This is a genomic window from Escherichia sp. S10b, from assembly GCF_028421345.1.
GTDB lineage: Bacteria > Pseudomonadota > Gammaproteobacteria > Enterobacterales > Enterobacteriaceae > ECMA0423.
This window is the reverse complement of record NZ_JAHZSO010000061.1, coordinates 1-11,139: the sequence shown is the minus strand read 5'-3', so window position 1 is coordinate 11,139 and position 11,139 is coordinate 1. Positions and strand designations below refer to the sequence as shown.

13 protein-coding genes and 1 pseudogene are annotated in these 11,139 nt (G+C 47.5%); 12 read left to right on the top strand and 2 right to left on the bottom strand.

What is annotated here, in order from left to right:
• The first annotated feature begins 229 nt into the window (after positions 1 to 229).
• From FTE26_RS05940 to FTE26_RS05930, 3 genes are all read left to right on the top strand, one after another.
• Positions 230 to 1,657: a tyrosine-type recombinase/integrase gene (locus FTE26_RS05940; RefSeq protein WP_085674684.1), complete on the top strand. Its 1,428-nt coding sequence runs from the start codon at positions 230 to 232 to the stop codon at positions 1,655 to 1,657.
• Entirely contained in the window at positions 1,644 to 2,330 is a 687-nt protein-coding gene (locus FTE26_RS05935) for a hypothetical protein (protein WP_016231469.1), read from the top strand. Before FTE26_RS05940 ends, FTE26_RS05935 begins: the two co-directional genes overlap by 14 nt.
• 132 nt (positions 2,331 to 2,462) lie before the next feature.
• A complete protein-coding gene (locus FTE26_RS05930; RefSeq protein ID WP_000602273.1) occupies positions 2,463 to 2,660 on the top strand; it encodes a helix-turn-helix domain-containing protein in 198 nt (65 codons plus the stop codon).
• Positions 2,661 to 2,801: 141 nt separating this feature from the next.
• Here the strand turns inward: FTE26_RS05930 and FTE26_RS05925 are convergent, their stop codons facing one another.
• On the bottom strand, positions 2,802 to 2,984 hold the full coding sequence (locus tag FTE26_RS05925) for a YlcI/YnfO family protein (RefSeq protein WP_001154805.1): 183 nt from the start codon (positions 2,982 to 2,984) through the stop codon (positions 2,802 to 2,804).
• Between the two features lie 91 nt (positions 2,985 to 3,075).
• Between FTE26_RS05925 and FTE26_RS05920 the strand changes: the two are divergent.
• The 6 genes and pseudogenes from FTE26_RS05920 to FTE26_RS05895 form a co-directional block, all read left to right on the top strand.
• A pseudogene (locus tag FTE26_RS05920) lies at positions 3,076 to 3,333 on the top strand (host cell division inhibitor Icd-like protein); the annotation flags it as partial.
• Positions 3,326 to 3,646, top strand: a complete 321-nt coding sequence (locus FTE26_RS05915) for a hypothetical protein (RefSeq protein ID WP_085674686.1) — start codon at positions 3,326 to 3,328, stop codon at positions 3,644 to 3,646. The pseudogene FTE26_RS05920 and the gene FTE26_RS05915, both read left to right, overlap by 8 nt.
• A gap of 6 nt (positions 3,647 to 3,652) precedes the next feature.
• On the top strand, positions 3,653 to 3,952 hold the full coding sequence (locus FTE26_RS05910; RefSeq protein ID WP_085674688.1) for a DUF4222 domain-containing protein: 300 nt from the start codon (positions 3,653 to 3,655) through the stop codon (positions 3,950 to 3,952).
• The gene (locus tag FTE26_RS05905) at positions 3,949 to 5,766 is read left to right on the top strand and encodes a DNA primase family protein (RefSeq protein ID WP_085674690.1); all 1,818 of its coding nucleotides are present in this window, start codon (positions 3,949 to 3,951) and stop codon (positions 5,764 to 5,766) included. Before FTE26_RS05910 ends, FTE26_RS05905 begins: the two co-directional genes overlap by 4 nt.
• A 287-nt stretch (positions 5,767 to 6,053) precedes the next feature.
• On the top strand, positions 6,054 to 6,299 hold the full coding sequence (locus FTE26_RS05900; RefSeq protein WP_000125504.1) for a hypothetical protein: 246 nt from the start codon (positions 6,054 to 6,056) through the stop codon (positions 6,297 to 6,299).
• Positions 6,296 to 6,718 carry a single-stranded DNA-binding protein gene (locus FTE26_RS05895; protein WP_000126661.1) on the top strand — a complete coding sequence of 141 codons (423 nt, stop codon included), beginning with the start codon at positions 6,296 to 6,298 and terminating at the stop codon, positions 6,716 to 6,718. Before FTE26_RS05900 ends, FTE26_RS05895 begins: the two co-directional genes overlap by 4 nt.
• 364 nt (positions 6,719 to 7,082) lie before the next feature.
• Here the strand turns inward: FTE26_RS05895 and FTE26_RS05890 are convergent, their stop codons facing one another.
• Positions 7,083 to 7,256, bottom strand: coding sequence for a hypothetical protein (locus FTE26_RS05890; protein WP_000973802.1), 174 nt, complete (start codon positions 7,254 to 7,256; stop codon positions 7,083 to 7,085).
• Positions 7,257 to 7,348: 92 nt separating this feature from the next.
• Here FTE26_RS05890 and FTE26_RS05885 point away from each other — a divergent pair, with 92 nt between their 5' ends.
• The 3 genes from FTE26_RS05885 to FTE26_RS05875 all read left to right on the top strand — a co-directional run bounded on the left by FTE26_RS05885 (position 7,349) and on the right by FTE26_RS05875 (position 10,289).
• Positions 7,349 to 9,262 carry a ClpP-like prohead protease/major capsid protein fusion protein gene (locus FTE26_RS05885; RefSeq protein WP_001017075.1) on the top strand — a complete coding sequence of 638 codons (1,914 nt, stop codon included), beginning with the start codon at positions 7,349 to 7,351 and terminating at the stop codon, positions 9,260 to 9,262.
• Positions 9,263 to 9,519: 257 nt separating this feature from the next.
• Positions 9,520 to 10,005, top strand: a complete 486-nt coding sequence (locus tag FTE26_RS05880) for a DUF1441 family protein (RefSeq protein WP_000373413.1) — start codon at positions 9,520 to 9,522, stop codon at positions 10,003 to 10,005.
• 2 nt (positions 10,006 to 10,007) lie between these two features.
• Positions 10,008 to 10,289 carry a hypothetical protein gene (locus FTE26_RS05875; RefSeq protein WP_085674693.1) on the top strand — a complete coding sequence of 94 codons (282 nt, stop codon included), beginning with the start codon at positions 10,008 to 10,010 and terminating at the stop codon, positions 10,287 to 10,289.
• The last annotated feature ends 850 nt before the right edge of the window (positions 10,290 to 11,139 follow it).

Below are 11,139 nucleotides of genomic sequence, written 5' to 3'. Positions count from 1 at the left end.
ATCTGGTGGCCCCTGCTGGACTTGAACCAGCGACCAAGCGATTATGAGTTGGTTGATAACCCTTTACTTACAGATACTTAGCGATATCTTTCAATACCTTAGTATTTTTTAAAACTACTGTATAAATACCTGTATATACCCCAAAATACTTCTTTACGGTATCCTATAGGTATCCTGGAGCAGAACAAGCGATTTTCCAGGATACCAGATCGCTTGGTGGGGTGTATGAGTGAAATTATTCAGATTCTCTAAAGTAAAAATTGCAGAACTGCCAACGCCGGAACATGGACAGGTCGAATATGGTGATACGGAGGTTAACGGGCTGCGTGTCCGTGTAGGTTCGTCTGGTGTGAAAAGTTTCTGCATTTCCCGTAAGCGTAACGGAAAATTTATTCGTGCAACGCTGGGGCGTTTTCCTGATCTGAGCGTGGATAATGCAAGGGCTAAAGCTATGGAACTCCTTGGCGAAGTCGCCACAACGGGGATAAATCCGAACATAGCAAAGCGCACTAACAACAAGGCCATGATAACGCTGAGTGAGGCGATTGACGCCTACGTAAAAAATCGTGGCCACCGCCTGAAACCCGCCACAGAAAAACAGTACCGCAGCATATTACAGAATTATTCCGGTGACTGGATGGCCCATACCCTCGCCAGTATTTCCCGCGAACGGGTGGAACAACGGCATAAGGCCATCACTGATGGGGCTGTATGGTTCGGTGCTGATAAAACCACGTTACGGGCTGGGGTTGGTACAGGAAGCAAGGCACAGGCCGATTTATGGGCGCGTGCGCTACGTGCTGTGTGTCGGTTTGCGCATGATCATTACCGTGATGATGCGGGTAATACTCTTTTACCGGATCCGCCGACTCTGGTACTGAGCACCAAGCGCCAGTGGCACGGAACGGTAAGAAAAACGGAACGTATCCGCCTGCATGATTTTCCCCGCTGGTTTGCTGCTGTAGCTGCTGTGCGCGACCAGGGCGAACAGGAAAGGGATGATATAGCGGTGACGGTATGCGATGCCGCGGAAATGGCGCTTTTTACCGGACTGAGGAAATCAGAAATTTTTGGCCTTACGTGGGATCGCGTGAATATGGGCGGTCGTTTTTTCTGGATAGACACCACGAAAAACGGGGATCCGCTCGAATTACCGATTACTGATACGTTGCGGGAAATGTTCCACCGCCGACTGAAAATAAAAAACGCTGATGATGTTCTGGTGTTTCCTGGTGTGAAGGGAGTGATTCAGGAAACACGGCACATCATAGACCGGATAAGCGCGGCTACTGTTCCAGAGTCGAACGATGAAATGCTCTCCCCTGTACCATTCAAATGGCACGATGCACGCCGGACGTTCGGAACGGTTGCCGAACTGGTGGGCGTGGGCAATTACATCCTCAAGCGCCTGATGAATCACCGTACTATGCGAAGTGCTGACGTAACGCAGGGGTATTTACATTTTGGTGCTGATGAACTGCTGGAGCCAGCGTCACGGATAGAACGGGCAATTCTGGAACATGCCGGGCTGGTGGAGAGTAAAAAATCTATCGATGCGCAATTGCTTTCCGCACTGGAGAGTATGAGTGACAGTGAGAAACGCGCATTACTATTTAGTATCGTTAATTCAAATGGTGGTTTGAATGTCAGAAAATAAAATCATTGCTGCAATAGAATTTGACCATAATGATGCGAAGGATATGAATACTATTGCAGATTATATTAGAGATGAACTGGCGTCTTCTTTTGTAAAAAAAACGATATGCGATATGGCAAATATCACACCATCTAAAATGTCTCTGGAGGAGAGATTATCATTATCGTCAGAGATAGAAAATAAGGATTTAAAGGTTAATATTTCTGTATGTGCCGGGTATGGAGATGATTTTGATAAAAAATTTAATAGTGCATATTCAGAATTCAATGATATTTTGAAAGCTGCCATTATATTTGAAGTTCTTGGTTTCAACAGACTTGCAGATCAGTTACGTGAAAGATATGCGATTTTAGTGTCGGAGAATTTATTAAAATCAGTACGTGATATAGCTAATGTAAAGAAAATTATCAGTGAAGACCGTAGTAAAGCAAAGAAAGGAAAAACAAACAGGCATAAATCAACAGCGTTATCTATAGCTTGTAACACTTGGAAAAAATACCCTAATGCCAGTTTACCCGGGCTATCCGCAGAGATATACGCGCACTTACGCAATAAATGGAATGATGTCCCTGTAGTTGGGACTATAGAGAGATGGCTTAAGGAGTCGGGGATGAATCCAAAATCCCCGCAAAAAAACAGGGATTTTAAGTTAGTTATTGGAGACAAAGAATAAATCCAGTTTTATCCTCTGTAATCCAGATTTCAGCCATGTAAACCAGATATGCGATTTTGTATCTGGTTTTCCTGTCTTCAAGACTTCCCCATCGCTAAATAACGTATACCTGTTCTTAATCAGAAGTATACGGTGATACTCATGCATTTAGAAAAGATGACCCGCAAAGAAGCTGCCGAGCATTTGGGGGTAAGTGTCCAGACTCTTGCTAACTGGGCGTGTACTGGCAAGGTAAAAATCCCTTTTCATAAGCTGGGGCGCAAAGTGCTGTATATGCGCACTGATCTCGATGCTTATCTTGCATCCACTCGCAGAACGCAGACGGTGTAAGGGGGGAGTGATGGCACATAAAACAAAGGCGACCGCAAAAGGGTCGCCAGTGGGAACAAGGGAAAACAAAAGCATCACCAACAATGCCACATTTGCGGCTGGTGGGCAATGTGATCAGTGTGCTGGCTTGCTGGTTAGCTGTCAGCCTTTGGGTTCTATGCCTTCTTTGCGTAGCTTATCACGACAAGCATTTTTTACCCATGAGCTGAAATTACCAGGCCCTGCAACTTCGTTAATTTGTTGCAACAATGTGTCTTCGAAGCGGATGTTTTTCTTTGTGCTGCCGGAGCGATCAAATTTTGGTTTCACATTTTCTTCTTGCATTGGTACGTACCATCGTTATAAACTGAAATCAAATGGTACGTACCACATTAAAAATACGCAACCATTAAATACAGCGAAGCCCGGCAGTGCGGGAACACTAACCGGGCTTCTAACCACCAACGATAGAAAGCGTATCGAGGTAGCTATGTTAAATCATACCACACACCCGCAAGGGCGGGATTCGCACAACCTGAATAAATACATCTGGCGTTTTATCGCCCTGAGCACGGCACAACCGCGCGTGATTACCATTGAGGCCACCAGCGAACAGGAAGCACGCCAGCACTCTCCGGCTGGCTGCGTGATGGTATTCGCCGCCCGTATTCGTCAGGGGGTGTGCCATGCCTGATATGTCAAATTACCAGTACCTGATTAATCCGCATTTTAACTGTGAGCATGATATTGCTAAAAAGGTTTATTCCGCTGCGGATGGGGCTACTGACAATATATCAATGGGTATTGCGTCAATTGGTAGCCTGATGTGGCATGCGTCAGAAAATGAGGACTATGACGAAAAGGCCATGCGCATTGATATGGGTAATATCGGTTTGTTACTGGCAGTGCTTGGGCAGTTTGATATTTCGTTACGGTGCACCATTGAAAATGCCACAGATGCATTAAATGCCATAAAGAAAGCGAATACTGATTCAAATCGGGGATAAATAATCATGAGAACATATATATCTGGCTTGACTGCCAGCGGTTATGCACACCCCAAAATTATCCCCGGCGCTATTTATCTGGATAAGAACGGTAACAGAGTAACGGTAAAAGAACTGATGTTTGACCGTGTTTATTTTATCCGTGATGGATATTCATTTCTTAGTTCGCTGAACGTGGAGATCTTTATTTGCAGATTCCGGCGGGAAATCCCGACTTCCAGAAATAACCATGTGTCACGTGTGGATGTGGATAAAAAACTACAGGAACTGAAAAACATGATTGCCGCGTGGAGAGAGCAGAAATGAAAAAAGCGCCAAATTTAAAACACCAGCCGCGTGACAAAATGACGGAAGTCATCATTTTTGCGGGTAGTGATGCGTGGGCACATGCGAAACAGTGGCAGGAACAGGACGGGCGACTGGCTGGCGATAACGTGCCACCTGTCTGGCTTGGAGAGCAACAACTTGCCGAACTGGACAACCTGCAAATCGTACCGGACGGACGCTATCGCGTGCGTCTTTATCAGGCGGGGTTATTGCGTCCGGGGCTTGTTAATACCATCGGGCAGAAACTGGCAGTGGCAGGTGTCAGGGATGCTGATTATTACCCTGAAGGAATGCACAGCCAGAAACGGGAGAACTGGCGCGAATATCTGGAACGTGAACGGGCAGAGCAGGCGGAAAAGAAAAAGGTAGTTGAACTGCCTGTAAAGAAAAAAGAGCGGGTAAAAGACGATAACGCGTCATCACTGGCGCTTAACCAGATGGGAGCAAGTCAACGCGGCGAAGTTCTCCTGGCACATTATGGCGGTGAACTGGCGATTCATGCTGACTCTGACACTGTTCACCATTACAACGGCGTTGTATGGGAGCCAGTACAGGATAAAGAATTACAGCGAGCTATGGCACAGATTTTCATTGATGCGGAGATCAGCTATTCGCAGAACGCCATTAAATCGGCGGTCGATACCATGAAGTTAAGTTTGCCTGTAATGGGGAATACAGCCCGTAACCTGATTGGATTCAGTAACGGGGTATTTGATACCAGAACAGGTAATTTTCGGGAGCATAACAAAAATGACTGGTTGTTAATTGCCAGTGAATTACCTTTCAGCCCACCAGCAGAGGGGGAAACGCTGGCAACACATGCGCCGAATTTCTGGAAGTGGTTACGCCGTTCGGTGGCTGAGAATGACCGCAAGGCGGATCGCGTACTGGCTGCATTATTCATGGTGCTGGCGAACCGGTACGACTGGCAGTTATTCATTGAGGTAACAGGTCCAGGGGGAAGTGGTAAAAGCGTGATGGCGGAGATTTGCACCATGCTGGCGGGTAAGGCCAACACAGTATCGGCAAGCATGAAGGCGCTGGAAGATGCAAGGGAACGCGCGTTAGTGGTTGGCTTTTCGCTGATTATCATGCCGGATATGACCCGCTACGCTGGTGATGGGGCGGGAATTAAGGCTATTACAGGCGGTGACAAGGTGGCAATCGACCCAAAACATAAAGCCCCATATTCAACGCGTATCCCGGCAGTAGTGCTGGCGGTTAACAATAACGCTATGTCATTCAGTGACCGCAGCGGGGGGATCTCGCGCCGTCGGGTGATATTCAATTTTTCGGAAGTTGTACCGGAGAACGAACGCGATTCAATGCTGGCGGAAAAAATAGAAGGTGAGCTGGCGGTAGTGATTCGTCATCTGCTTACACGGTTTGCTGACCAGGACGAAGCCAGACGCCTTTTATATGAGCAGCAGAAATCAGAAGAAGCACTCGCGATAAAGCGTGAAGGTGATTCGCTGGTGGACTTCTGCGGCTATCTCATGGCGTCGGTAATGTGTGATGGCCTGTTAGTGGGTAATGCTGAAATTGTGCCATTCAGCCCGCGCAGGTATCTCTATCATGCCTATCTGGCTTATATGAAGGCACATGGGTTTGGTAAACCTGTAACACTGACGCGCTTCGGTAAAGATATGCCGGGGGCAATGGCGGAATATGGCAGGGAGTATATGAAACGGAAAACGAAGCACGGTTTGCGTTCAAACGTGACACTGACGGAGGAATCAGAAGACTGGATGCCATCATGTGTATCGGTCACTAATGACGATAGCAAAAATTAAACTTATGGAATAACTGTTCACCACTGTTCACCCTGTTATAAATATCTTTTATATCAGTATATTATAGGGTGAACAGTTATTTATGAACTGTTCACCAAACTATTCACTGTTCACCTTTTTGATTGTTTATTGAGCTTCAAGGGTGAACAGTGGTGAACAGTTGGTGAATAGTTTTTGTGAAACTGTTCACCCCTTAACATTATGAATTAAAAGATAAAATATCAAAAGGTGAACAGGTGAAGGGTTAAAACGCAAAAATTTTAATTTACTGCTGTGAGATAAAGCCTATGACAGCGAAGCACATAAAAAAATCACAATCGCACGCCCTGGATTTGACGGAACACTGGTTAAGGGTGTCGATAAAAATCATCGACCGCAACGCCGGGGAAGGATATGCGAAAGCACATCCCGAACTGATTAGCGCATTCATGACAACGGCAGCTGCAAACTTTGCCACGCTGACAGAACGGGAGATTGCCGAAGCGGAACAGGTGACAACCATCAACGTTAAAACCGGAGAGCAGACAGCATGACAGCACAGATAGCGGCTTACGGGCGGCTGGTGGCTGACCCGCAGTTAAAGACCACCAGCAAGGGTACACAAATGACGATGGCGAGTATGGCGGTCCCACTTCCGTGCAGCCAGGCAGATGACGGAACGGCGACGATGTGGTTATCCGTCCTGGCGTTTGGCAGACAGGCCGAAGCACTGGCAAAGCACCGCAAGGGTGAACTCCTGAGCGTGGCGGGTAACATGCAGGTGAGCCAGTGGACCGGACAGAACGGGGAGACGCGGCAGGGCTGGCAGGTTATCGCAGACAGCGTAATCAGTGCGAGAACGGCGCGACCGGGCGGCAAAAAAGGCCAACAGGGGCAGGCTACTGATGCACTGAGCAGAGCAAAACAACAGGCGGGAAATGATGATCCGTACGGGGATAACATACCGTTTTAAGCAACGAGTAACAGAAGCCGGAGCAATCCGGCTTTTTTATGGGTCCTCCCGGTGTAGTGACCTGCCACGGGGCGGGAGCGTCGCGGAAAAAGGCTGGTTTTTGCATTTTCATGGCGGCGGCAGCATGTGTAGTAATTTATTGATAATTAAAAGTTATTTCTGTTTTCACCTGTACAATATTTTTTTCTCCCTGTCATTAGACCAGTTTGCAATTAATTGAAATATATAAATAAATCTGTTTTTCACCTGCCAGGTGGAGTTGCCTGTGTCAAAACGTGTTCAGATGGCGGGATATTTATGCCGGATTTTATCCGGCTTTTTTGTGTCTGAATCTCATTAATCTATTTTTATGATAGAAATATGTTTATCTACCACTTTTATCGATCAATAATGTGCACAGTTTAGTCAGTAAGAGGAAGTTACTGTGAGTTGTATTAATGACCTGAACACGGGCGATATCAGGGGTGGTTCCGTTCATCTGGATGCGCAGACCGTTATGCGCCTTAAGCAGTACAGGATCGACCATATAAATCATCATCCTGACAAACCATTACCAGGTGTGGCGCAGATTGTCAGGCATGCCGTAAACGCCTGGCTTAATCAGAGTGGTTTTGCATCGGAGAGTGAGCAATGAATCACTGGTACACCATTAAGGCGGCGGATGTTCGCGGAGCGGCGGATATATCTATCTATGAGGAGATTGGCGGCTTCGGTGTTACTGCAAAGCAGTTCGCGGAAGACCTGAAAGCCCTTGGCGATGTTTCACATATCAATCTGAGGATCCATTCACCAGGTGGTGATGTGTTTGAAGGCATCGCCATCTATAACCTGCTACGGAATCATCCGGCAGACATTACGGTTTATATCGATGGTGTTGCGGCTTCAATGGCTTCGGTTGTCGCAATGGCTGGCGATCGTGTTGTTATGCCGGAGAACGCCATGATGATGATCCATAAACCGTGGGGTATCTCTGGCGGAAATGCTGGCGATATGCGTGATTATGCTGATTTGCTGGATAAGGTGGAAACCGTGTTAATCCCTGCTTATGCCAGAAAAACGGGCAAATCAGCACAGGAAATTACCGCCATGCTGGAGGATGAAACCTGGATGGATGGGAAAGAATGCCTTAAGCACGGTTTTGCTGATGAATTGTTGCCATCCGTCAGAGCAATGGCGCGAATTGAATCGAAACGCACAGGAGATTTTTTACATATGCCGGAAACCATTAAAGGAATGATTACACCGCCACAGGGAGCGGCAAATATTGCTGGTAATGAACAGAAGCGCATCAATGGAATAAGTGAAGTGTTTAGCTTGTTCGGCAGTCGTTACGACGGGATCAAAATGGCGTGTCTGGAAGATGCATCATGTACACCGGAAATGGCCCGTGAAAAGCTGTTGAACGAGCTGGGGCGCGAGTCCACGCCATCCAATAAAAATACCCCGCCTCATATCTATGCCGGAAACGGAAACATAACAGGTGATGCAATTCGTCAGGGGCTTTATTCCCGTCTTGGGTATGAACGCCCTGAACGAGGCAACCCTTACGCGATGATGAGCCTTTTTGAAATGGCCCAGGCATCACTGGTTGATCGTGGTATCACTGTGAGCGGTTTTATTAATCGCTCGCAGGTTGTTAATGCGGCTTTTACACACAGCAGCAGCGATTTTTCTCATATTCTGGCTGGTGGCGCTGAAAAATCAGTACTGAAAGGCTGGCAGGACAGCGGCGAAACGTTCCAGAAATGGACGCGTACCGGTTCGCTTTCAAACTTTCATGAAGCAAAGCGCGTTGGTCTGAATGGTTTTTCAAAGCTGGATAAAGTACCGGAAGGCGCGGAATATAAATACATCACCACCAGCGATAAAGGTGTACCTATTGCGCTGGCCACGTACGGGAATATTTTTTCCGTTACCCGTCAGGCCATTATCAACGATGACCTGACCCAGTTAACTACAATCCCCATGGCGATGGGACGCGCAGCTGCCAGAACAGTTGGCAATCTGGTTTATCTCCTGTTAACCAGCAACGGCAAGTTTACGGATGGTAAAGCGTTATTCCATGCCGATCATAAAAATCTTATTGCGAAGGATATGGACATGGAGGGGCTTAACGAAGCCCGTAAGCTGATGCGCCTCCAGGAAGACGCTAACGGCGATTCGCTGAATATTACCCCCGCATTTGTCCTGGTCCCCGCCGCGCTGGAGTCTGCCGCACATCGCGCCATTCTGTCATCGTCATCACTCTTTCCGGTTGATGGCGTGGGCACTATCAATCAGAACCCCGGCATCATTAACGTGGTGAAAGATATGGCGGAGGTAATCGTTGAGCCACGTCTTGATAAAGCCAATAACAAGGAGTGGTATGTGGCAGCGGCGAAGGGTATGGACACGATAGAGGTCGCTTATCTTGATGGTATTGATACGCCATATCTTGAGGAGCAGGAGGGCTTTACTGTTGATGGCGTCGCCTGGAAGGTGCGCATAGATGCAGGTGTCGCGGCCCTCGACTATCGCGGATTACTGAAATCGAGTGGAGCATGACAACAAGGGCGGCGATAGCCGCCTTTTTTTACGGGTCCTCCCGGTGGGGTGGTCTGCCACGGGGCGGGAGCGGCGCGGAAAAAGGCTAGTTTTTGCATTTTCATTCGTCGTCATCATCTTTATATGATATTGAATTTTAAGTATTTTTATTTTTGGTATGTTAATTTTGCTTGTTTTATGCTCAACATATAGCGCATTTTTTGACCTCTTCTGAAAGTTGTTCGCAAGATGCATGTTTAAAACATTCTGGAGCGGGTATGGATCGAGAACTGAAAAATCTGATGCTGAACATTAATCAACTGGCGGCGATAGCGGGAATATGTCGTCAGACTGCGGCGGCAAGGCTGAAAAACATCCAGCCAGCCGGAGGGCATGACAAGCTGAAACTCTATCGGGTGACTGACATTCTGACCTGTTTTCTTGATCTTCCCGTTCCGGCATCACTGGAAGAAATGGAGCCACATGACCGTAAGGCCTGGTATCAGTCCGAACGTGAGCGCCTCAAGTTCGAACAGGAAACGGCGCAACTCATACCCGCCGATGATGTGCGAAAAGAAATGGCTATATGGGGGGAAATCGTAAGCGAGGAACTGGCAAAACTCCCCAATATTCTGGCACGTGATGCCGGGCTTAAACCGATGGCAGTAAACAGAGTGCAGTCAATTATTGACGATTTGCGTAATCAGATTATCAGCCGGATGGTAAAAAATGACGTAGTGAATGAGGTCGCAAAACAGGCATGATAATGACTGAATCTGAAATACTGCGATTAATCCGCCGTGCTGGTGGAATCAGCCAGCTGGCTGACGAACAGGCCAGGCAGCCGGATACCGTCACCGCTGAAAATTACGCGCGTGTGGTGGCTGAGGTGATGCGCCGTGACGGTATTGAGCTTAACGGCGTGGATATGCGCAACATACGAACCAGAGTCCTTGAGTTGCTGGCATACCGTCGCCGTTCTCAACAACGGAGGGAGAGCGCGAAAAATATTTACCAGTGGAAGAAGCCGGAACGACTGCGGCGGTAACTTGCTGATATTCCCGATAACGCAAAATTGCGTTGGCTGGTGGGTGAGTTGCAGATTTGCAACTCGACCATGAAACTACGGAAACTACCCGTAGTTTGGGTAGTAAGAGTAACACCCAGATTTTGGGGCTTACTCGCGATACCCAAATAAAGGGTATCGGTGGAAGAAATATCGTTTCTCATATGTAAGTACCGAGGGCGGAATTCCGCCTTCGGTTACTTATTGTGCCCATGCACAGGGAGGGGCGGGTCAAATCTCTGTACCCTGACGTCTTCCGGACTGCCAGCCCCATCGTTTTTTTACGCCCGCGAAAAATAAAAATTGTTTGTATGTGAGTATTGTAGCCAGCAAAAGCTCTTTCTTTAGTGGCTTATTGTTTCTAATAGATTTTGGGAGGTAGAAATGGGAGGCCCAGCGAAAGCTGGGCCGAGCTTGTTACGCTGTCATTACTTCAGCATGATAACTAAAGCTATACATACTAGCACTACGGCTATTGGGCATAGACCTAAATTGCCAAGTGCTGCGATTAAACCTGTAACGGCAATCACACGTGCAGACAGCAGGTCTGAGCCCTTTCTTAAAGTATCCATTGATACCTCCGTCAGGGTTTTTGCCGGTCTCTTGGAGAGTTGGGGGCAAAAGTTCAGACCCGTAGCACTTTCTTGTTCGCAGGTGAACGGCTGCTACGACCCAACTGTTCTGTAGGCATGAGCCAATTCTTACTTGTTAATACTTCTCAGAGGTATCCTATAAGTATCCTGGTAAAGCAAGATAGTTTGGATACATCTGTAATTCATTGAAATCTGGTGGCCCCTGCTGGACTTGAACCAGCGACCAAGCGATTATGAGT

Coding starts and splice junctions, on each gene's coding strand:
- FTE26_RS05935 (WP_016231469.1), top strand. CDS start 1,644: ATGTCAGAAAATAAAATCATTGCTGCAATAGAATTTGACCATAATGAT.
- FTE26_RS05925 (WP_001154805.1), bottom strand. CDS start 2,984: ATGCAAGAAGAAAATGTGAAACCAAAATTTGATCGCTCCGGCAGCACA.
- FTE26_RS05915 (WP_085674686.1), top strand. CDS start 3,326: ATGCCTGATATGTCAAATTACCAGTACCTGATTAATCCGCATTTTAAC.
- FTE26_RS05910 (WP_085674688.1), top strand. CDS start 3,653: ATGAGAACATATATATCTGGCTTGACTGCCAGCGGTTATGCACACCCC.
- FTE26_RS05905 (WP_085674690.1), top strand. CDS start 3,949: ATGAAAAAAGCGCCAAATTTAAAACACCAGCCGCGTGACAAAATGACG.
- FTE26_RS05900 (WP_000125504.1), top strand. CDS start 6,054: ATGACAGCGAAGCACATAAAAAAATCACAATCGCACGCCCTGGATTTG.
- FTE26_RS05895 (WP_000126661.1), top strand. CDS start 6,296: ATGACAGCACAGATAGCGGCTTACGGGCGGCTGGTGGCTGACCCGCAG.
- FTE26_RS05890 (WP_000973802.1), bottom strand. CDS start 7,256: ATGATGATTTATATGGTCGATCCTGTACTGCTTAAGGCGCATAACGGT.
- FTE26_RS05885 (WP_001017075.1), top strand. CDS start 7,349: ATGAATCACTGGTACACCATTAAGGCGGCGGATGTTCGCGGAGCGGCG.
- FTE26_RS05880 (WP_000373413.1), top strand. CDS start 9,520: ATGGATCGAGAACTGAAAAATCTGATGCTGAACATTAATCAACTGGCG.
- FTE26_RS05875 (WP_085674693.1), top strand. CDS start 10,008: ATGACTGAATCTGAAATACTGCGATTAATCCGCCGTGCTGGTGGAATC.